Annotated in this window: 18 protein-coding genes; 10 read left to right on the forward strand and 8 right to left on the reverse strand. The window is 72.3% G+C overall.

Annotated features, from left to right (window positions below; all coding sequences use genetic code 11):
- Positions 1-80 precede the first annotated feature (80 nt).
- Positions 81-1,628, reverse strand: a complete 1,548-nt coding sequence (locus JAV51_RS14920; RefSeq protein WP_197321333.1) for an LCP family protein — start codon at positions 1,626-1,628, stop codon at positions 81-83.
- 43 nt (positions 1,629-1,671) lie between these two features.
- The gene (locus JAV51_RS14925; protein ID WP_197321334.1) at positions 1,672-3,246 is read right to left on the reverse strand and encodes an LCP family protein; all 1,575 of its coding nucleotides are present in this window, start codon (positions 3,244-3,246) and stop codon (positions 1,672-1,674) included.
- A gap of 157 nt (positions 3,247-3,403) precedes the next feature.
- On the opposite strand from JAV51_RS14925, the gene rfbB reads away from it, so the two are divergent.
- Positions 3,404-4,396, forward strand: a complete 993-nt coding sequence (gene rfbB, locus JAV51_RS14930; protein ID WP_197321335.1) for a dTDP-glucose 4,6-dehydratase — start codon at positions 3,404-3,406, stop codon at positions 4,394-4,396.
- Between the two features lie 61 nt (positions 4,397-4,457).
- Positions 4,458-5,393, forward strand: a complete 936-nt coding sequence (rfbD, locus tag JAV51_RS14935) for a dTDP-4-dehydrorhamnose reductase (protein ID WP_197321336.1) — start codon at positions 4,458-4,460, stop codon at positions 5,391-5,393.
- Here the strand turns inward: rfbD and JAV51_RS14940 are convergent.
- From JAV51_RS14940 to JAV51_RS14950, 3 genes are read right to left on the reverse strand one after another with little or no spacing between them, the layout of a single operon-like run.
- Positions 5,369-6,451 (reverse strand): glycosyltransferase family 1 protein, encoded by a 1,083-nt coding sequence (locus JAV51_RS14940; protein ID WP_197321337.1) that lies wholly within the window; start codon positions 6,449-6,451, stop codon positions 5,369-5,371. The genes rfbD and JAV51_RS14940 overlap by 25 nt on opposite strands.
- Complete coding sequence (locus JAV51_RS14945) at positions 6,444-8,966, reverse strand: glycosyltransferase (RefSeq protein WP_197321338.1); 2,523 nt, start codon at positions 8,964-8,966, stop codon at positions 6,444-6,446. The genes JAV51_RS14940 and JAV51_RS14945 overlap by 8 nt, the downstream gene beginning before the upstream one ends.
- Before the next feature lie 30 nt (positions 8,967-8,996).
- Entirely contained in the window at positions 8,997-9,962 is a 966-nt protein-coding gene (locus tag JAV51_RS14950) for a glycosyltransferase family 2 protein (RefSeq protein ID WP_197321339.1), read from the reverse strand.
- A gap of 40 nt (positions 9,963-10,002) precedes the next feature.
- Here JAV51_RS14950 and JAV51_RS14955 point away from each other — a divergent pair, with 40 nt between their 5' ends.
- Positions 10,003-11,097: a glycosyltransferase family 1 protein gene (locus JAV51_RS14955; protein WP_197321340.1), complete on the forward strand. Its 1,095-nt coding sequence runs from the start codon at positions 10,003-10,005 to the stop codon at positions 11,095-11,097.
- A gap of 61 nt (positions 11,098-11,158) precedes the next feature.
- Complete coding sequence (locus tag JAV51_RS14960; RefSeq protein ID WP_197321341.1) at positions 11,159-12,307, forward strand: glycosyltransferase family 1 protein; 1,149 nt, start codon at positions 11,159-11,161, stop codon at positions 12,305-12,307.
- An 18-nt stretch (positions 12,308-12,325) separates the two neighbouring features.
- Here the strand turns inward: JAV51_RS14960 and JAV51_RS14965 are convergent, their stop codons facing one another.
- Entirely contained in the window at positions 12,326-13,702 is a 1,377-nt protein-coding gene (locus JAV51_RS14965) for an MFS transporter (RefSeq protein WP_374059051.1), read from the reverse strand.
- Between the two features lie 62 nt (positions 13,703-13,764).
- On the opposite strand from JAV51_RS14965, the gene JAV51_RS14970 reads away from it, so the two are divergent.
- The gene (locus tag JAV51_RS14970) at positions 13,765-14,145 is read left to right on the forward strand and encodes a metalloregulator ArsR/SmtB family transcription factor (protein WP_197321342.1); all 381 of its coding nucleotides are present in this window, start codon (positions 13,765-13,767) and stop codon (positions 14,143-14,145) included.
- A gap of 66 nt (positions 14,146-14,211) precedes the next feature.
- The gene (locus JAV51_RS14975; RefSeq protein WP_197321343.1) at positions 14,212-15,078 is read left to right on the forward strand and encodes a glycosyltransferase family 2 protein; all 867 of its coding nucleotides are present in this window, start codon (positions 14,212-14,214) and stop codon (positions 15,076-15,078) included.
- A gap of 21 nt (positions 15,079-15,099) precedes the next feature.
- On the opposite strand, the gene JAV51_RS14980 is transcribed toward JAV51_RS14975, so the two are convergent.
- Positions 15,100-15,522 carry a hypothetical protein gene (locus JAV51_RS14980; protein WP_197321344.1) on the reverse strand — a complete coding sequence of 141 codons (423 nt, stop codon included), beginning with the start codon at positions 15,520-15,522 and terminating at the stop codon, positions 15,100-15,102.
- A gap of 155 nt (positions 15,523-15,677) precedes the next feature.
- Here JAV51_RS14980 and JAV51_RS14985 point away from each other — a divergent pair, with 155 nt between their 5' ends.
- Together JAV51_RS14985 and JAV51_RS14990 are read left to right on the forward strand one after the other, a co-directional pair.
- Entirely contained in the window at positions 15,678-16,757 is a 1,080-nt protein-coding gene (locus tag JAV51_RS14985) for a sugar phosphate nucleotidyltransferase (RefSeq protein ID WP_197321345.1), read from the forward strand.
- A complete protein-coding gene (locus JAV51_RS14990; RefSeq protein WP_197321346.1) occupies positions 16,750-17,661 on the forward strand; it encodes a DNA-3-methyladenine glycosylase in 912 nt (303 codons plus the stop codon). The genes JAV51_RS14985 and JAV51_RS14990 overlap by 8 nt, the downstream gene beginning before the upstream one ends.
- Here the strand turns inward: JAV51_RS14990 and JAV51_RS14995 are convergent.
- Positions 17,646-18,344 (reverse strand): GntR family transcriptional regulator, encoded by a 699-nt coding sequence (locus JAV51_RS14995; RefSeq protein WP_197321347.1) that lies wholly within the window; start codon positions 18,342-18,344, stop codon positions 17,646-17,648. The two genes, JAV51_RS14990 and JAV51_RS14995, sit on opposite strands and share 16 nt — an antisense overlap.
- Before the next feature lie 110 nt (positions 18,345-18,454).
- Here JAV51_RS14995 and JAV51_RS15000 point away from each other — a divergent pair, with 110 nt between their 5' ends.
- Together JAV51_RS15000 and JAV51_RS15005 are read left to right on the forward strand one after the other, a co-directional pair.
- A complete protein-coding gene (locus JAV51_RS15000; protein ID WP_197321348.1) occupies positions 18,455-19,066 on the forward strand; it encodes an allophanate hydrolase subunit 1 in 612 nt (203 codons plus the stop codon).
- The gene (locus JAV51_RS15005; RefSeq protein ID WP_197321349.1) at positions 19,063-19,935 is read left to right on the forward strand and encodes a biotin-dependent carboxyltransferase family protein; all 873 of its coding nucleotides are present in this window, start codon (positions 19,063-19,065) and stop codon (positions 19,933-19,935) included. The genes JAV51_RS15000 and JAV51_RS15005 overlap by 4 nt, the downstream gene beginning before the upstream one ends.
- Positions 19,936-20,196 lie beyond the last annotated feature (261 nt).

A 20,196-nucleotide genomic window follows, 5' to 3' on the forward strand; every position in this document is an offset into this window, starting at 1 on the left:
ACGTGTGTCACCGTCGCAGGGACGCATGTTGGCGTCGTGCGTACGCGTGTCGGCGTCGTGCGCGCGGCATTCGGCGGGGTTCAGTCCACGCAGGTCACGCCGTCGGCCGTGATGCCCTCGTCGTCGGGGGAGGTCTGCGGCGCGGAGCCACCGCCGGACGGCCCGGGTTCGGACGCGTCGCCACCGGACTGCCGGGCGGAGTCGGGCACGACACCGGCGACGAACTCACGCACCTCGGCCACGTCCACCGTCACGATGCTCTGCTCACCGTCGGGGCTCCAGGCGGCGATGTCGACGACCGGGATCGTCACGAACGAGAAGTCGCCCGACGCGATGCCCCGCGTCTGCTCGGTGAACTCCAACAGGTCGAGGTCCGCGTCGAGGACCAACGACTTGCGCAGTGTCTTCGCGAGCTTCTCCAGCCGTTGTGGGTCCGTCAACGTCCCGGCCGACAGCACCTTGTGCAGTGCCGAGGCCAGGAACGCCTGCTGCCGTTGGATGCGCCCGAGGTCGCCCTGCGGCACGCCCTTGCGTTGCCGGACGAACGACAGCGCCTCCCCACCGGAGACCGTCTGCACGCCCGCCGCGAAGTTCGCGCCCGAGTCCGGGTCGGACGTCGGGTTGTTGAGGCACACCCGCACCCCGTCGAGCGCTTCGGTGAGCAGGTAGAAGCCCAGCAGGTTCACCTCGGCGTAGTGGTCGACGCGAACGTCGATGAAGCGTTGCACCGTCCGCACCAGAGCGGCGCGCCCTGCCTGGTCGGACTCGCGGGACAGCTCCGCGCGGTCGGTGACGCCCTTGGCGCGCAAGGCCCGCTCCGCGTCGTACTTCGCAACCCCGTACACCGAGTTGATCTTCGCGTGGCCCCTGCCCGGCACCTCCACCCACGTGTCGCGGGGGATCGAGATGCCGGTGGGCGGCGACCCGTCGTGCGGGATGCGCAGGACGATCAGGGTGTCGGTGCTCACCCCGGGACTGCTCTCGGTCCGCAACTGCGCGAGCACGTGCGCGGGCAGGGGACGCCCTTCCATGTCGGTGCGGGAGTCCGTGCCCACCAGCAGGATGTCGGTGGCGCCGTCGTTCTCGGGCGGTGGCGGGTGCTCGTCGTCGGGAGGGGCGTCGTTGAACCGCAGCGCGTCGGTGGTGGTGACGTTGTCCTGGAGCCGGTCGAGCGTCGAGTACGCGTACCCGGTCACGCCGAGGGCCACCACCGACAGCAGTGCGACCACCGTGCGCACCAGTCCCCGGGTCGCGCGCCGACCTCGCCGCGCCCCGCGGCTCCGCGTCGCTCCGTCGGGTTCATTCGACGAGGCCGGCTCGTCGGCAGGTTCGGGCACGGCGTCCGGTTCGGCGGCCTTCTCGGCCTCGGCGCCGGGTCCGTCCGTGGTCCGCGCGGCCTCGGCGGCGTCCGCGCTGTCGTCGCCCGTGCCGCCGCTGGCCGAGCTCTCCTGCTCGGTGTCGGGCTTGCGACGTCCGGAGGTCTCCTCGCCCGTGCCGCCGCTGGCCGAGCCCTCTGCCTCGACGTCCGGCTCCCGACGCCCGGAAGCCCCCTCGCCCGGGTCGCCGATGTCGTTCGCGCCGCCCGTGTCGTCTGCCTCGTCGGCGGACCGTGTCCCGCCCTCGTCCACGGTGGCTCCCCTCCACCCGCGTGCTGATTACCAGCGGGTCAGCTTAGTTGACGCAGGGCACTCCTCCGGCCGTGATCGGGCCGTCCTCGGACTCGTCCTCCTCGGAGTTCTCCGGGACGTCGTTCGCGCTGTCGTCCACCTGGCGGGGTGCCCCGGTGGCGAGGAACTGCTCCGGCCCCTCCCCAGGCGCGTCGGCGGTGTCGGTGGACAGTACGAAGTCGATGCCCAGGTGGACGGCCAGCGTGCCGCTCGGCAATTGCGGGTCGACCTCGACGGGCAGGTCACCGCCCAGTGCGCGCAGCAGCAGGTCGGCGCCCTCGTCCTCGCCTTGGGCGTGGTAGATCACCGTGTCCGGCCGCGGGTCGATCGTGGCATAGCTCTCGCCGCCGAAGCCCTGTCCGCTCAACAGGTCGCGCGTCGCGTCCCCGAGGGCGGCGTCACCCGTGCCGTTGTAGATGTCGACGGCGTAGGCCTCCGCTCCGGGTACCGACTCCGGAAGGTCCATGCGCGGGTCGCCCTTGCGCTCGTCCGGGATCAGCTCGTCGACGAACGTCTTCACCTGCATCGGGTCGACCTCCAGCACCTGCGCCGTGCCGACCACCATGTCGCCCACGACGGGCACGGTGTGGAACTCGATGCTGCCGCCGGTGAGCCCGCGCATCTGGTTGGCGAACTCCAGCAGGTCCCAGTCCTTGGAGATGACCACCGAACGCTGCACGGCCCCGATGAGCTCGGACAGCCGACTCGGGCTCAGCAGGACGTCCTTGGAGAGGACCTTGCGCGCGAGCCCGGAGAGGAACGCCTGCTGCCGTTGGATGCGGTCGAGGTCCCCGCGCGGCAGCCCTTGGCGTTGCCGCACGAAGGCGAGCGCCTGGACGCCCTCGATCTCCTGCAGCCCGGCGGGCAGGTTGATCCCCGACTTGATCTCCTTGGCGGGGTTGTTGAGGCACACCTCGATGCCGCCGATCGCCTTGGTGACCTCGTAGAAGCTCCCGAGGTTGACCTCGGCGTAGCGGTCGATCATGCCGGGCCTGCCGACGAGCGTCTCGATGGTCTCGATCAGATTCTTGCGACCGGCGACCTTCGCCTGTTCCTCGATGGAGTCCTGGTCGGTCTCGCCCTGCGCGGTGAGGGTGCTGACGGTGTCGTTGTAGGCGTAGGCGAACGCGCTGTTGATGCGGCTCTGCCCGTAGCCCCCGGCGATGTCCACCCAGGAGTCGCGGGGGAACGAGATCGCGGTGGCGCTCGTGCCGTCCTGGGGGATGTGGACGAGGATGATCGTGTCGGTCTGCCGGTCGCCCTGCTCGACGCCCGCGTGCAGCATGTCGAGGACTTCCTGGGGAAGCGGGTTGCCCTGCGCGTCGGTGCGGCTGTCCATGCCGACGAGGAGGATGTCGACGGCGCCGTCGAGCGGGGGTGCGCCCGCCTCGACGTCGAACAAGTCGGTGGTGGTGAGGTTGTTCTGGACCGAGTCGACGAACTGCCAGCCGTAGGCGGTGAGTGTGAAGACAGCCACGGACAGTAATGAGATGATTGTGCGTCCGCCGGCAAGGCCGATGGTGCCGAGCCGGGACCGTCGTGCCACCGGCGCCTTCACGTCTTCCGCACCGTCGGTCACGTGAGTTCCTCCCCAGTGGTGTTGTCCGGCGCACAGGGTACTGACGCCTTGTCCACCAAGACGCCAACGAGAGCGAAAACGTTGCTTCGACGTTGTGTTCGTTCGCGCCGTTCCGCGTGGCAGACTGCGAAGTCGGAGTACGGCGTGGGAGGACGCGATGCGAGTACTGGTCACCGGCGGCGCGGGATTCATCGGGTCGCACTATGTGCGGCAGGCCCTGTCCGGAGAGTACGAGGCGTTGAGCGACGCGGAGATCGTCGTCCTGGACAAGCTGACCTACGCGGGGAACCGGGCGAACCTCGATCCTGTCGCGGACAGTCCCCGACTGCGTTTCGTGCGTGGTGACATCTGTGATCCCGCCGTGGTGACCGAGGTGATGGCCGGGGTCGACCTCGTGGTGCACTTCGCCGCCGAGTCGCATGTGGACCGTTCGATTCTCGGTGCTGCCGACTTCGTTCTGACCAATGTGCTCGGTACGCAGACGTTGTTGCAGGCGGCTCTCGATGCCGGAGTCGGCAAGTTCGTCCACGTGTCCACCGACGAGGTGTACGGGTCGATCGACGAGGGTTCGTGGCCCGAGGATCATCCGTTGGAGCCCAATTCGCCGTACTCGGCGTCGAAGGCGTCGTCGGATCTCGTGGCGCGGTCCTTCCACCGCACCTACGGACTTCCGGTGTGCATCACCCGGTGCTCGAACAACTACGGTCCGTACCAGTTCCCCGAGAAGGTCATCCCGCTGTTCGTCACGAACCTCATGGACGGCAAGCGGGTCCCGCTCTACGGCGACGGGTCGAACGTCCGTGACTGGTTGCATGTGGACGATCACTGTCGTGGCATCCAGCTCGTGGCCGACAATGGCCGCCCCGGCGAGGTCTACAACATCGGTGGTGGCACGGAGCTGACGAACCGGGAGCTCACGGAGCGGCTGCTCGCGGCTGTGGGTGTCGGCTGGGAGATGGTGGAGCAGGTCGAGGACCGGAAGGGCCACGATCGGCGGTACTCGGTCGACATCACGAAGATCAGCGACGAACTCGGGTACCGCCCGCAGGTGGACTTCGACACGGGTCTCGCCGACACTGTCCGCTGGTATGCGGACAACCGCCAGTGGTGGGAGCCGCTCAAGGAGCGGGCCGCACTGGCCGCCGGGTGAGGCGACCCGACCGATCGGCAACGGGGCCGAGGACGTGGCTGAGGACGGAGTGGACGTGGCGATGAGTCGAGCTGACGGTGCGGGTCTGGCGGTACTGGTGCCCGGCGGGAGCGGACAACTGGGTCGGGACCTGGCGGCGTGGGGCGCGAAGCTCGACGTCGAGGTCGCGGCCCCCGGTTCGGCCGATTTGGACGTCACCGAGCCCGGCGCCGTGGTGGAGGCGGTGGCCGATCTCGCCGCGGGCGCCGAGGCGTCCGGACGGCGGGCGGTGGTCGTCAACGCCGCCGCCTACACGGCGGTCGACGCCGCCGAGGAGGACGAGGAGGCGGCGTTCGCGGTGAACGCCGACGGTCCGCGCATGCTCGCGGCCGTGTGCTCGTCACGGGGCGTTCCGCTCGTGCACGTGTCCACCGACTACGTCTTCGCCGGTGACGGTGACCGGCCGTACGAGCCCGACGACCCGATCGCGCCACGCAGTGCCTACGGTCGCACGAAGGCGGCTGGGGAGGACGCCGTGCTCGGTTCCGGCGCCCACGCCTGGGTCGTGCGCACGTCGTGGGTCTACGGGGCGTCCGGCAAGAACTTCGTCCGGACGATGATCGAGCTGGAATCGCGTCGCGACACTTTGTCCGTTGTGGACGACCAGGTCGGAAGTCCGACGTATTCGGCGGATCTCGCGCGCGGACTTTTGGAACTGGCCGACCGGATCACCTCCGGCAACCCTCCACAGTCGACGGTGCTGCACTGCACCAACGCGGGGGAAACGACGTGGTGCGGGCTCGCTCGGGCGGTCTTCGACGAACTCGGCGCCGACCCGGAGCGGGTGCGGCCGTGCAGCACCGAGGAGTTCCCGCGTCCCGCGCCGCGTCCGGCGTACTCGGTCCTGTCCTCCGCGTCGTGGACGAATGCCGGGCTGACCCCGCTGCGTCCGTGGCGGGAGGCGCTCTCCGCGTTCTTCGCCGAAATTCGCGCTCAGGACTCCACGGCCCGCCGATAGGCGGCCAGGGTGGTCTCGGCACACCGGCGCCACGTGAAGCTCGCCGCGTGCGCGCGGCGGGCCGCGGACGCGGACGCCGCGGGCGGTGTCGCGACGGCCTCGCGGAGTGCCTCGGTGAGCGCCTCCACGTCGCCGTAGGGCACCAGCGTGGCGAACCCGCCCGACACCTCGCGCAACGTGGGCACGTCGGTGCACACCACCGGGACGTCGCACGCCATCGCTTCGAGCACGGGCAGTCCGAAGCCCTCGTCGCGTGACGGGAGCGCGAGGGCCGACGCGCCCGCCACCACCCGTTGAAGGTCCACATCGGATAGATAGCCGACCTGTGTGGTGCGGGAGGTGTGCGGGAACCGGCCGGGCCCCGCGAAGACCAGCCGCGGCAGGTCGGGGTCGCGCTCGTGGGCGCGCAGGAGCCAGTCGAGGCCCTTGCGCGGTCCGGGCGCGCCCGCGAACAGCAGGTACTTCTCCGGCAGTCCGAGCCGACTGCGCCGTTCCTCCGTGGGCGGACGACCGGTGAACCAGCCCGCGTCGACCCCGAGCGGCGTCACCTCGATCTTGTCGCGGTCGACGTCGAGCCGTTCGGCCACCGCGTCGGCGACGGCGGCGGTGGGGGTGCAGATGACGTCGGCCCCCGCAGCACCGCGTCGGACGAGGGCGGGCAGGTCCTTGTCGCTCGGAGCGAGTTCCTCCGGGGCGTCGAGGAACGCCAGGTCGTGGATCGTGAGCACCCGCGCGGCCCGCAGCGTCGCCGGCAGGACGAAGTTGGTGCCGTGCACGACGTGCGCGCGCCCGGCGAACGACTCCACGGGCGGGAAGTCGGAACGCAACCAGCTCGCGCGCAGCAAGCGGGCGGCGACGGGCAGGCCCCGGGCGCGGACGCCGTGCGGCAGCGACGACCGCAGGCCACGCCAGCCGCGCAGCGTGAACGCCACCGCTCGCGTGTCCACGTCGGGACGGGACGCCAACGCCTCCGACAGCGACGCCGTGTAGCGGCCGATGCCGGTGCGGTGGCCGAGCAGCGGCGTGCCGTCGAGCAGGACCCGCAGCCGCCTAGCCACGGCGCAACCCCTGTCGGGCGACCTTGCGAAGTCGACCCGCCGCGCGGCGGGCCAGTTCGGTGGGGCCGCCGTCGGCGAGGTACGAGCGCACCAGGTCGAGATCGCGGCGGACGCGCTCCGTCGCGCCCGGACGCGGGGTCACCGTGAGATGGTCGGCCCCGGGAAGCCGGTCGGCGGCAGGGCGCGGGTCGCGGCAGAACTCGACGAGCGGTTGCAGCACGTGCGGCCAGGTGAACCGCTGTGCGACCGCCTCCATCCGCTCGCGGCAGCCCTGGGTGAACTCCGTGTCGTACAGGCAGCGCTCCAGCGCCTCGGCCAACGCGTGCGCGTCCTCCGCGGGCACCACCACGCCGAGGCGCTCCTCGCGGACCAGGTCGGCGAAGGCATCGCCGTCGGTGGTGACGATGGGCAGCCCCGCCCACAAATAGTCGAGCACCCGGGTGCGGAAGGCGAACATGGTCTCGACGTGCTCGTAGTGGGTGGTGACGCCGCAGTCGGCGTCGAGCAGCCAGTTCTGCCGCTCGTCGTAGGGCACCCACTGCTCGTTGAAGAACACGTGCTTGCCGGTGAGTTCGAGGTCGTCGGCGAGTTGCCGCGTGCGGGCGGCGACGTCCATCTCGCCGACCTCGGGGTTCGGATGCTTCATCCCGAGGAACACCAGCCGCGCGTCGGGGCGGTCCTCGCGCAGGATGTCGACGGCGCGCACGAGCGTGAGCGGGTCGAACCAGCTGTAGACGCCACCGGCCCACAGCACCACCCGGTCACCGGCGGAGATTCCGAGGGTGGAGCGCAGGCCGGGACCGGTCCGGCGCGGGGGCTCGGGGGAGAGGCCGAACGGCACCACCGCCAACAGGGAGCGCGTGGTGGGGTCGGCGTCGTAGAGCTGGGGCGACAGCCTGCCGAGCGCGGTCAGGTGGCCGAGCCAGAAGTGGCGTTGCCGTTCGGACGCGCAGAGGAAGAAGTCACCCCGTTCCAACTGCGCGTCGAGGACACGGGTGACGCCCGCGAGGTCGGCCTCGCGCCGGTCGTCCGGGGCGTCCTTGCCCTGTTCCAGCAGCTCCAGGTGCATGGGGTCGTAGACGTCGCAGACGACGATCTTGTGAGCGTGTTCGCGCTTGAGCGACGGGGCGAGTTCGAGCACATGGCCCTGGAGCACCACGATGTCGGCCCACGCGATGTGGTCGACGAGCTCGCGTCGCGTCGCCCCGGTGACGGTGAACGGTGCGGGTGGCGGGTCGACGACGGGGTTGACGCTCACCAGCCGCACGTCGTGTTCGGCTGCCAGCACGGCGGCGATGTTCCAGGCCCGGATCGCGGGTCCGGCCATGCGGCTGGTCAGGGTGTCGCCGGTGACGACACAGACGGTGCGGCGCTTGCCGAACGTCCGCTCGATGCCGAAGACCTCGGTGAGGATGTCGTGCGCCGCCAGGTAGCGGGGCAACGGGTACGCGGGTTCGAGTGCCTTGCGCAGCAGTGGCAGCAGGTCGGCGTCGGTGCGTACCCGCTTGGCCTGCTCCTCGGCCCGGGATCGTTGCAGCGAGGGCAGGCGCTCCACGAACGCGTCGATCGCGAGCACCCCGGCCAGCGCGCCCCGCGACACCGGCACGGGGGAGGTCTCCGGCGGTCCGACTCCCGAGGCCAGGTCGAGCTGCGTCGGGTCGAGTTCGCCCCGCGCGGTGGCCCGCCGCACCGTCAACGCGAGCGCCGCGGGCAGCACCGAGGTCAGCGTCTCGTCGGAGAGGTTCTTGTAGAGCGCACACAAGGCGTTGCGCTCCAACAGGAACGTCTCCCGGCCGCTGTCCGGACTGTCCACTGCGGACATCGTGCCGTGGTGGCGGTGGTAGGCGATCGACTCGGGCACGTACCGCACCCGCCAGCCGCGCAGGTTCAGCCGCCAGCCCAGGTCGACGTCCTCGTAGAACATGAAGAAGTCGTCGTCGAAGCCGCCCAACTCGGCGAACACGCTCGCGCGCACGAACATGGCGGAGCCGGTGGCGAACAGCACGTCCTTGGCGACGTCGTGCTCGGCGTCCGGCAGCTCCGCCAGCGGGGTGTCGGCGTGACGCTTGTAGCCCATGCCGAACCAGGTGAGTCCGCCGTCCACGAAGTCGGCGCGCTCGCCGTCGAGGTCGAGCACCTTGCTGGCGACGGCGGCGACGGTCGGCTCGGCCCGCAGTGTCTCCACGGCGGCGTCGATCCAGCGTGCGTGCGGGCGGGCGTCGTTGTTGAGGAAGGCCAGCACCGTGCCCGTCGCGTGCCGGGCGCCCAGGTTGCAGCCTCCGGCGAAGCCGAGGTTGCGGTCGGAGTCGACGACCCGGGCGGCGGGGACGGCCGCGCGGATGCGGTCGGCGTCGTCACCCGGCGAGGCGTTGTCGACGCAGACGATCTCCAGGTGGGGGTAGTCGAGTTCGGTGAGCGCGCGCAGGCACGCGATGGTGTCGTCGGCTCCGCGATAGTTCACCACGACGACCGAGACCAGCGGTTGTGTGTTCCGCGTCGTTTCCCCCTGGGCCACCACCGAGCTCCCTTCGACCGCGGCGTCAGACTACTGCCCGGCCCACCGCGACCAGACGTCACCTCGGCCGCACACGCTCCGTCGTTGCACCTCTGCGCGCTGTCGCAGCGTCGACGGCAGTCGGGTGGCGACGTCGGCCAGCACCCGGCAGCGCAGCCCGAGCCGGAAGTTCGCCGCCTCGGGCACCGGCGGGCCGGTGCGGAGGAGCCGCCGCAGCGGGAGGACGGCGGTGAGGGCGGCGAACCGCGCGAGTTCGGCAGTGGCCACCCGGGCGGGGGCACACCGCAGGAGCATCAGGAGCCGGTTGCGCTCGTTCCAGTGGTGGAACCGCACGGAACCGGGGCGGCTGCTGACCCCGTGCCGGTGGCACACCGTGGCGTCGGGGCAGACGGCGACGTCGTGTCCGGCCAGGCGCAGCCGCCACGCGGTGTCGGTGTCCTCGTAGTAGCAGAAGAACTCGGCGGGCACGCCGCCGATCGCCGCCAGGGTGTGTGTCCGCAGCAGCACCGCGCCGCCGCAGAAGCCGAAGGGGCGGTCGCGCGGGGCGGGCTCGGTCAGATCGGCGCCGTGTCCGTCGGCGGTCAGCCGCACCCCCGCCGACTGGACGCTGCCGTCGGCAAGCCGCAGCACCGAGCCGACGGCGCCGAGCCGGGAGTCCGCCAGCAGCGTCCGCTCCAGCGCGCCCAGCCAGCCGGGAGCGGGCACGGCGTCGTCGTTGAGCCAGGCCACCAGGGGCGTGTCCACGTGCTCCAGCGCCGCGGCGACCCCGCCCGCGTAACCGGTGTTGCGGGGAAGCCGGACGACGTCGGGACGGCTCGGGTGGTGAGCCAGCAGTGCGGCCGTGCCGTCGTCGGACGCGTTGTCGATCACCAACGTCCGGTGTGGACGGTCCTGGGCGGCGAGGCCGTCCAGGCACTCGGTGACGTGGTCCGCACCGCGCCAGGTCACCACGACCACGGTGGTGAGGGCGCCGGGCGGCGGGGCGCTGGTCGGCACCGGGGCAGGATAGCCCGCGTCCCGGCGGCAGAATGGCCGTGTGCCGGAACTCGTGGTGATCGCGGAGCAGTTGCTCGCCCCCGTCCCGGGCGGGACCGGGCGGTACACGGCCCAACTGCTGCGCGCGCTTGCCGCCACCGCACCTCCGGGCTGGACGGTACGCGGCGTCGTCGCCCGGCACGCCGATGTCGAGGCGGCGCGCATCGAGGGCGTCGCGGGGCCGCGCGTGTTGCCGCTCCCGCCGCGAGCGCTGGTGGCCGCGTGGGAGACGGGAGCACCGCTGTGGCCGGGCGGCGACGCGGTGCACGCGCCCACCCCGTTGGCGCCACCGCGTGCACCACGGGGACGTTCGCTCACCGTGACCGTGCACGACACCGTGCCGTGGTCGCACCCGGAGACCCTCACCCCGCGCGGGGTGAGCTGGCATCGCCGCATGGTCGCGCGGGCGGCGCGGCGCGCGGACGGTCTCGTCGTGCCGACCCGGGCCGTCGCGGCCGACCTCGCGCGCCGGGTCGCGGTGCGGGTGCCCGTCCGCGTGGCCCCGCACGGCGTCACCGACCTCGGGCCACCCGCACCCGTGCCCGGGCTGCCCGATCGCTACGTGCTCGCCGTGGGCACCGTGGAACCCCGCAAGGGTGTCGACGTGCTCGTCGAGTCGTTCGCACTGCTGGCGCGGAGCGCGCCCGCCGAGGTCGCCGACGTGCCGTTGCTGCTCGTCGGACAGCCGGGTTGGGGCGGGATCGACCCGCTGCGGCTCGCCGCCGATCACGGGCTGCCGGAGGGGCGGGTGCGGGTGCTCGGGCGCCTGAGCGACGCCGAACTGGCGACCGTGCTGGGGCGGGCGAGCGTCGTCGCCGTCCCGAGCCGGGCCGAGGGCTTCGGGTTGCCGGTGCTGGAGGCGATGGCCGCCGGTGCCCCCGTGGTCCACACCGACGACCCCGCGCTCGTGGAGGTCTCGGCGGGGGCCGCCCTCGTCGTGCCCCGGGGCGACGCGCGATCCCTGGCGGGGGAGCTGCGCCGGGTGCTGACCGATGCGGCTCTGGCCGAGCGGTTGGCGTCGGAGGGACACCGTCGAGCCGACGAATTCACCTGGAACGGGGCTGCGCGCGCGGTCTGGACCAGTCACGTCACGTAACGTCCACAACGCTTTGCCGGATCCGGTCCACCGTCACACCGTCGGGTCGTAGGCTGCACGGGTGCCCGAACCGCGTGTGTTGATCGACGCCACGGCCGTGCCGGCCGACCGCGGAGGAGTGGGACGGTACGTCGACTCGCTCGTCGCGGCGCTCGACGACAGCGGCGCCCGCCTCACCGTGGTCTGTCAGGCGCGGGACGCGCAGCTCTATTCCAGTCTCGCGCCGACGGCGCGCATCGTGCACACCGCCCAGTCCGCGGCCACCCGCACCGCGCGCCTCACGTGGGAACAGACCACTCTGCCCGGCCTGGCACGTCGGCTCGCGGTCGACGTCGTCCACTCGCCGCACTACACGATGCCGCTGGCCAGCCGCGCCGCATCGGTGGTGACGCTGCACGACGCCACGTTCTTCACCGACGCCGTCCTGCACTCCTCGGTGAAGGCACGGTTCTTCCGCGCGTGGACGGTGACCGCGTTGCGCCGGGCGTCGTTGTGCGTGGTGCCCAGTGTCGCCACCGCCGACGAGTTGCGGCGCGTGACGCGCGTGCGGGGAACCGAGCTGCACGTGATCCGCCACGGCGTTGACTTCGAGCGGTTCCACCCGCCGACGCCGGAGGAGGTTCGGGCGGCGCGGGACGCGGCGGGGGTCGGCAGCACGCCCTACGTCGCGTTCCTCGGCGCACTCGAACCGCGGAAGAACGTGCCGAACCTGATCCGGGGCTTCGTCAGGGCGGTCGCCGATCGCCCCGATCCACCCGCGCTGGTTCTCGCCGGGCAGCCTGGATGGGACCACCAGGTCGAGGCCGCGTTGGCTGACGCGCCGCTGCGGCTGCGGGTGATCCGTGCGGGTTACCTGCCGTTCGACACGCTCGCGGGCTTCCTCGGCGGGGCGGAACTCGTGGCCTACCCCAGTCTCGGTGAGGGTTTCGGACTGCCGGTGCTGGAGGCCATGGCGTCGGGCGCGTGCGTGCTGACGACCCGACGGCTCGCGTTGCCCGAGGTCGGAGGCGACGCCGTCGCCTATTGCGGGGTGGGCGCGGGGGACGTCGCTGCCGCACTGCGGGAGTTGCTCGACGACCCGACACGGCGGGCCGAACTCGCGCAGGCCGCCTTGCGGCGGGCGAAGGAGTTCTCCTGGTCCGCCAGCGCGGACGGACATCGCGAGGCGTACGCGCTGGCGTGGTACCGCCATCGGCGCAAGCGGGTGTGAGCCGCGCGCCTCGCCGGCTCAGCGCGAGCTGTCCTGCAACCGAGGCCAGCGACGATGCCGCTGGTCGATGGTGAAGGCGTGGGTGTGCCGCCAACCGCCGTCGGCGGTCGGCTCGGCGTCGGCGAGGTGTTCGTGGTCGCTCGGCAGGTCGTGGTGGACGTGCGGGACGAGGTGCGGATCGTGGCGCGGCCACAGGCGTAGCGCGGCCACGGTGCCGAGCACGGTGAGCGCGGTGCAGACCAGCCAGCCCGACGAGAAGCCGTCGGCGGTGACCACCCAGCCCGCCACCGGGTAGCTCACCAGCCAGCAGGCGTGCGACAGCGAGAACTGGGCGGCGAAGACGGCGGGCCGGTCGGCGTCGTGGGCGGAGCGGCGCAGCACCCGGCCGACGGGCGTGAGCACGAGTCCCGAGCCCGCGCCGAGCACGGCCCAGACCGCCAGCGCGATCGGCCAGCTCGCGGCGCCCGCCTCGGCTCGCGCCAGGGCGACGGCGGTGAGTCCTCCCGTGCAGAGCGTTCCGGCGCCGAGCAGCATGACCGGGCGCTCGGTGACGCGTCGCAACACGGACGGCAGCACGAGCGCCACCACGAGCGCGCCCGCGCCGTGCGCGCCCGTGAGGAGTGCGACGTCGGCGTCGCCCCGGCCGAGGACGTCGCGCACGTAGTTCACGGTGGTGACCATGACCAGTGCGCCGACACCGGCCACCGCCAGGTCGAGGGCGAGAACCCCGCGCAGGCGGGGTGTGATGAGGAAGATCCGCGTCCCCGCCGCGACCCGGTCCCACAGCCCGCTCCGCTCACTCGGGCGAGCGCGGGGGACGGTGGCGCGCAGCACGAGCGCCGCCGAGGCGAGGAAACCCACCGTCGTCCCGGTGAACAGCCAGTGGAAGCTGAGCACGCTCAGCAGTGCGGCGGCCAGGGCCGGGCTGAGCAGCGTCTCCAGGCTCGACGCGAGCTGCGACAACGACAGCGCCCGGGTGTAGTCGCGCTCGTCGGGCAGCACGTCCGGCAGCACGGCCTGGAACGTCGGGGTGAAGGCGGCCGACGCCGACTGCAACACGGCGATCAGCACGTACACCTGCCAGACCTCGGTGACGAACGGCAACGCGACCACCACGGTCGCGCGCACCAGGTCCAACGTCACGAGCAGGCGGCGGCGCGGCACCCGGTCGGCGAGTGCTCCCGCGAGCGGCGCGATCGTCACGTACGTGACCATCTTGATCGCCAGTGCGGTGCCGAGGACGGCTCCCGCGCGGGGGCCCGCGAGGTCGTAGGCGAGCAACCCGAGCGCCACGGTGGTCAGTCCCGTGCCGAAGAGGGCCACCACCTGTGCGGCGTAGAGCCGTCGGTAGTCGGCGTTGGTCCACAACGACCGCGGGGACCGGCGGAAGATCACGATCCGTACGGTATCGAACGATTGAAGAACTGTTCAACTGTCGTGGCGGCTACCATCTCGTCATGGGCCACCAGCCACCGGGACACGCCCCTCCTGCGCACCTGAACGCGCAGGACGCTCAGGTGGTGGCCGCCACGTTGCAGGCACTGGCCACACCGAGTCGTCTGCTCATCCTCACCCGGCTGCGTGAAGGCCCCCGCGCGGTGACCGACCTCGCCGACGACATCGGCATGGAGACCTCCGCCGTGTCCCACCAGCTCCGACTTCTGCGCAACCTCGGCCTGGTGACCGGCACGCGGCAGGGCCGCAGGATCGTCTACAGCCTCTACGACAGCCACGTCGCGATGCTGCTCGACGAGGCCGTCTACCACATCGAGCACCTCCGGCTCGGGCTGCGCGAGAACGCGCCCGCTCCCTATCCGGCTCGCGACGAGAGCGCCTGACACACCCGCCCGCGCCCGGGTCGACCGGCGACGTTCGCCCGGCCACGGGCGGTGCACAATGGCGGCGTGACGGAGCCGAAGACGTACGGCGACGCGGTCGCCGTGGTGACAGTGACCTACTCGCCGGGCAAGACCCTCGACCGCTTCCTCGACACGCTGGAGAAGGCCACCGAGCGTGAGGTCACGGTGGTGCTCGCCGACAACGGGTCGGTCGACGGGGCTCCCGAGCGGGCCGCCGCGGAGCGGGACAACGTCCACTTCGTCCCCACCGGCGGCAACCTCGGCTACGGCGGTGGCGCGAACGCCGGTGTCGCCACCCTCGGCAACGAGGTCGGCTGGGTCGTCGTCGCCAACCCGGACCTGGAGTGGGACCCCGGCTCGCTGGACGAGCTGCTGACGGTCGCGACGCGCTGGCCGCGTGGCGGCGCGTTCGGGCCGCTGATCCGCGAGCCCGACGGCTCGGTGTACCCGTCGGCGCGGTTGCTGCCGTCGCTGGGCAGGGGAATCGGGCACGCGGTGTTCGGCAAGGTCTGGCCCGGCAACCCGTGGACCCGCGCGTACCGGCAGGAGAAGGAGGCCCCCACTGAGCGCACCGCCGGGTGGCTGTCGGGGTCGTGTCTGCTGCTGCGCCGGGAGGCGTTCGACTCCGTCGCGGGGTTCGACACGCGCTACTTCATGTACTTCGAGGACGTCGACCTCGGTGATCGACTCGGGCGGGCCGGGTGGCTCAACGTCTACGCGCCGTCGGCGAGCGTCATGCACATCGGGGGCGTCTCCACCGCGAAGGCGTCGGAGCGGATGCTCACGGCGCACCACGAGAGCGCCTACCGCTACCTCGCCGATCGGCACCGCGGACTGCTGTGGAAGCCCGTGCTCGCGGCCGTGAAACTCGGGCTGACGCTCCGGCTCAGGATCGAGACCCGGCGCGGCTGACCGGCCCACCGGGTCGGCGCGTCACAGCCCTTCCAGACGGCGGGAGAGCAACGACGTCTGTTCCTGCGTCGTCGTGGTGGTCGGCACCAGCCCGCTGTCGGAGTCGGCGGGCTGCTCCTCCGCCTCCTTCTCGGCGTTCCCCGACGACGGCAGGGACACGGGCTGGGTGACGTCCGGGTTGGCCGAGCCCGGCTGCGGCATCGGCGTGGTGGGCGACGACTCGGACAGGTGCGAGCGTCGCACGTCGTTGGCCTCGATCATCGAGGACGGCAGCTTCGTCGTGGTGTCCGGGTCGGGCTCCGAGTCGATGCGCCGCACCACGGACCGTGGGATCTTCTGCGTGTTCGCGGAGTCCATCGGTGACGTCATGTTGTCGGGCGTCACCACGCCCTCGCGCTGCTGTGCGCGGGCGAGCACGGCGTCCGCGCGGTCGCGGGGATCCATGTCCTCGCACCCCCATACCTTCACCGATGGCCCTCTCTGCACGGGGCCGCCGCCTTCGGCCTCTAGGGTAGGCCCTCGGATGCCCGGCCGTCGAAGGGTTGGGCGTGCTTCGTCATCCGAGTCGATGATGTAGGTATGGGAGGGGTCTGCTCGTCATGACGTCCGTGTCGGGTGCCGATGCCGTGATCCTCGTCGGGGGAAAGGGAACACGGTTACGGCCACTCACGCTGTCGGCGCCCAAGCCGATGCTGCCCACGGCGGGGGTCCCCTTCCTGTCACACGTGTTGTCGCGGGTGCGCGCGGCGGGGATCACGCACGTGGTGCTCGGCACGTCGTATCGTGCGGAGGTGTTCGAGCGGCACTTCGGTGACGGCTCCGCCTTCGGTCTCGACATCGAGTACGTGGTGGAGACCGAGCCGCTCGACACGGGCGGCGCGATCCGCAACGTCGCCGACCGGCTGCGAGGGGACGACGCGGTGGTGTTCAACGGCGACATCCTCTCCGGTGCCGACCTCGGTGCGCTGGTCGCCACCCACCGGGAGGTGGGCGCCGACGTCACGCTGCACCTGCAGCGGGTCGACGATCCGTCGCGCTTCGGGTCCGTGCCCACCGACGCCGACGGCAGGGTGACCGCGTTCCTGGAGAAGACGCCGAATCCACCCACCGACCAGATCAACGCGGGCTGCTACGTGTTCCGCCGCTCGGTGATCGAGGACATCCCCGCGGGCCGCCCCGTGTCGGTGGAGCGCGAGACGTTCCCCGGCCTGCTCGAACGGGGCAGACACGTCCACGGCTTCGTGGACGACTCGTACTGGCTCGACGTCGGCACGCCGGAGGCGTTCGTGCGCGGGTCGGCCGATCTCGTGACCGGGCGTGCGCCGTCCGAGGCCCTGCCCGGACCGGTGGGGGAGCGGCTCGTGCTCGCGGGCGCGGAGATCGCGGCCGACGCCGAGGTGACGGGCGGCTCCACCGTGGGCAGGGGTGCGACGGTGGCTGCGGGAGCGCGCGTGCACGCATCGGTGCTTTTCGACGGCGCCGAGGTCGCCGAGGGTGCTGTCGTGGAGCGTTCGGTGCTCGGTGTCGGTGCTCGCGTGGGCAAGGGCGCGGTGCTGCGCGGCGTCGTGGTCGGCGACCACGCGTCCGTGGGCGCCGAGTGCGAGCTGGTGGACGGTGCCCGGGTGTGGCCCGAGGCCGAACTCGCCGACTCCGCGATCAGATTCTCGACCGATGCCTGAGCTGTCCCGTCAGTGGCGGCCGTCGTTCCCGCTCGACGTCCGGGGTGTGCTCGCGCCCCTGCGTCGCGGCCGCGGTGATCCGTGTCTGCGTCACGACGACGTCGGGCGCACCTGGCTCACCGCCACCACGCCCGACGGCCCGGCGACGCTCGTCTTCCGCGTGTGCGGCGACGGCACCGTCGAGGCGCGGGCCTGGGGCGACGGCGCGGCCGTGCTGCTGGACGGGCTGCCCGACCTGCTCGGGGCCGCCGACGACGACACCGGGTTCGTCGCCCATCACGACGCTGTCGCGGCGGCCCGCCGCAGGCTGCCGGGGCTGAGACTGACCTCGACGGGGCGGGTGTGGGACGCGTTGGTGCCCGCCGTGCTGGAGCAGAAGGTCACGAGCGTCGAGGCCCGCCGGTCGTGGCGGGAGTTGTGTCGGTGGTTCGGACGGCCTGCACCCGGTCCCGCGCCGGACGGGCTGAGGGTGCCCCCGACCCCGGAGGCGATCCGCTCGATCACCGAGTGGCAGTGGCACCGGGCGGGCGTCGACCTGCGCCGGCGATCCACGCTGGTCGCGGCGGCCCGCGTCGCCTCACGGCTGGAGCAGGCGGCGACACTGCGCGGCGCGCGCGGGCGGGCGTTGCTGCGCACCGTCCCGGGAATCGGGGTGTGGACGGCGGCGGAGATCGCGCAGCGCGCGTGGGGCGACCCCGACGCGGTCAGCTTCGGCGACTTCCACGTGCCCGCCGTCGTCGGATACGCGCTGCTCGGCCGCCCGGTGGACGACGAGGGCATGGCGGAGGTGCTCGCCCCGTACGCGCCGCACCGGCAGCGTGCCGTGCGTTACCTGGAGGCGGCCGGACACACCCGGCCTCGGTTCGGCCCGCGCTACCCGGTGCGCGACTACCGCGCCATCTGAGCGAACGCGTCGGTGAGCTGGGCCTCGGCCTTGTCGAAGTAGTCCTGCAACGCCCGCTCCGCCTCGGCGAGCGCGCCGTCGACCACGAGCGTCGTGATCTGTCGGTTGAACTCCAGGTACGGCTCGTGGAACTCCCGGGGCCGCGCCATCACGTGGAAGGCCAGCCGCAGCTCGGCGAGCAACTGCCGCATCAGCTCGTCCACGCGAGGGCTGTCCGCGAGACCGCCGATCGCCTGGTGGAAGTGGATGTTGGCGGTGCCGACGTCGACCCACCGTTGTTCGGCGTGTGCGCGTTCCCCCGCGGAGACGGCGGCGTCGAGCGCGGCGAGCCGGTCACGAGGTGCGGAGCCCGCGAGCCGGACGGCGCTGGTCTCCAACATCCGTCGCACGCGGTACAGATCGGCGACGTCGTGGGCGTCGAGGACCCGGACGAAGACGCCACGGTGGAACTCGTGCACCAGCAGGCGTTCGTGGACCAGGAGCCGGAAGGCCTCCCGGAGGGTGTTGCGCGACACCGACAGGGCCCGGCCCGCGTTCTCCTCCGACAGGCGCGTCCCGGGCGGCAGTGCGCCCTCGATGATCCGCTGCCGGAGGACGTCGGCGACGCGTTCGGCCGTGCTCGTCCGGTCGAGCAGTGCGCGATCGCCCGCGAGCAGGTCCACCCACGGGTCCGTGGCAGTCATGCGACCTCCGTTCGACGCTTACGGAGCGTACCAGCGGAGAGGGCACAAGCCCCTTGCAGAATTGTTCAACAATTCTGTACGGTCGGCCGAACCGACCGGAAGGTGGTGACATGCGCCTGCTGCCCTGCGGCGACACGGGACTGCTCGTGGAACTCGACGACCTCGACCAGGTCACCGGCCTGCACGCGGCCCTGCGCGCCACCGCGCCCGCCGGGGTGGTGGACCTCGTGCCCGCCGCGCGCACCCTGCTCGTGCGGTTCGACCCGGCCCGTGTCGACCGCGCGACCGTCGAGCACGCCGTGTCCACCGCGCGGCCCGTCGAGTCCACCCGCACGGACAGTGACGTCGTGGAGATCCCGGTGCGGTACGACGGCGACGACCTGGCCGACGTCGCCGCCCTGCTCGGCCTGACCCCGCGCGAGGTGATCGCCGCCCACGTGAACGCGTCGTGGTCGGTGGCGTTCGGCGGGTTCGCGCCCGGCTTCGGATACCTGACCGCCCCGACCTGGCCTCACGACGTCCCGAGGCGCAGTGAGTCCCGCACGGCGGTGCCCGAGGGGTCGGTGGCGCTCGCCGGGGGGTTCAGCGGCGTGTACCCGCGCTCCTCGCCCGGCGGCTGGCAACTCGTCGGCCGCACCGACGTGACGCTCTGGGACACCACCCGGGAGCCGCCCGCGCTCCTGCGCCCGGGCGTGCGCGTGCGATTCGTGGAGGTCTCGTGACCGCGGACGTCGGGCTGGAAGTGGTCGAGACCGGACCGCTCGCCACCGTCCAGGACCTCGGGCGACCCGGCCTCGCGGGCATCGGCGTCGGCACCTCCGGAGCGGCCGACCGTGCCTCGTTCCGGCTGGCCAACCGCCTCGTCGGCAACCCCGAGGGCGCGGCGGGCGTCGAGGTCACCCTCGGTGGGTTCGCCGCCGTCGCCCGACGGGACCTCACCGTCGCCGTGACCGGAGCACCGTGCCCGGTCACCGTCGGACGCCGAGGCGGTGCGGTCAACACGGTGCTGCGGGTACGGGCGGGCGAGCTGCTGCGGCTGGGGCCCGCCGCGCGAGGGCTGCGCAGCTACGTCGCGGTGCGCGGCGGTCTCGCCGTCGATCCCGTGCTCGGCTCCGCCGCCACCGACGTGCTGTCGGGGGTGGGACCGGCGCCGCTGGAACCCGGACGAGTGCTGGCCGTCGGCGTCCCGACGTTGCCGATGCCGGGCGTGGACCTCGCTCCGGTGGCGCCGTTGCCCGCCGACGAGGTGACGCTCCGCGTCGTGCCCGGTCCCCGGGCCGACTGGTTCATCGAGCCGGCGTTGCCGACGCTGTTGGCCGCGCCCTACGAGGTCACCTCGCGCAGCAACCGCATCGGGCTGCGGCTCGACGGGCCGGAACTGCCGCGCGCGCGGGAGTCGGAGCTGCCGAGCGAGGGCGTGGTCCCCGGCGCGCTGCAGGTGCCGCCGACGGGACGGCCGACTCTGTTCCTCGCCGACCACCCCGTGACGGGCGGGTACCCGGTGATCGCGGTGGTGGTCTCGACCGACGTCGACAAGGCCGCCCAAGCCCGCCCAGGCATGCGCCTGCGCTTCGAGACCGCCCGACCCTAAAGGGCCCCGAAGCCCGAAGCCCGGGCGTGTCCGCCGACTGCGCACGCGTGTCCGCAGCTCTCGCACGCGTGTCCGCGCCTGGTGCACGTATGTCCGTCAGCTGCGCACGTGTGTCCCCAGTCGGTGAGCAGGTTCCTGCACTTGCCGTACGGGTCTCCGACTTCTGAGCACGGTTACCGATACGTTCGGCCCGGCTGAGGGACGAGCGCACGCCGATGGCGCACGGTCACCCCATGTGCGTTCAGGGAGTGCGGACACGGG

The organism is Saccharomonospora sp. NB11, from assembly GCF_015910535.1.
In the GTDB taxonomy this organism is placed as follows: Bacteria; Actinomycetota; Actinomycetes; order Mycobacteriales; family Pseudonocardiaceae; genus Saccharomonospora.

What these genes read in the sequence shown, in the direction of transcription:
- JAV51_RS14980 (WP_197321344.1), bottom strand. Translation starts at nt 15,522, where the DNA reads ATGGATCCCCGCGACCGCGCGGACGCCGTGCTCGCCCGCGCACAGCAG.
- JAV51_RS14985 (WP_197321345.1), top strand. Translation starts at nt 15,678, where the DNA reads ATGACGTCCGTGTCGGGTGCCGATGCCGTGATCCTCGTCGGGGGAAAG.
- rfbB (WP_197321335.1), top strand. Translation starts at nt 3,404, where the DNA reads ATGCGAGTACTGGTCACCGGCGGCGCGGGATTCATCGGGTCGCACTAT.
- JAV51_RS14970 (WP_197321342.1), top strand. Translation starts at nt 13,765, where the DNA reads ATGGGCCACCAGCCACCGGGACACGCCCCTCCTGCGCACCTGAACGCG.
- JAV51_RS14995 (WP_197321347.1), bottom strand. Translation starts at nt 18,344, where the DNA reads ATGACTGCCACGGACCCGTGGGTGGACCTGCTCGCGGGCGATCGCGCA.
- JAV51_RS15000 (WP_197321348.1), top strand. Translation starts at nt 18,455, where the DNA reads ATGCGCCTGCTGCCCTGCGGCGACACGGGACTGCTCGTGGAACTCGAC.
- JAV51_RS14990 (WP_197321346.1), top strand. Translation starts at nt 16,750, where the DNA reads ATGCCTGAGCTGTCCCGTCAGTGGCGGCCGTCGTTCCCGCTCGACGTC.
- rfbD (WP_197321336.1), top strand. Translation starts at nt 4,458, where the DNA reads ATGAGTCGAGCTGACGGTGCGGGTCTGGCGGTACTGGTGCCCGGCGGG.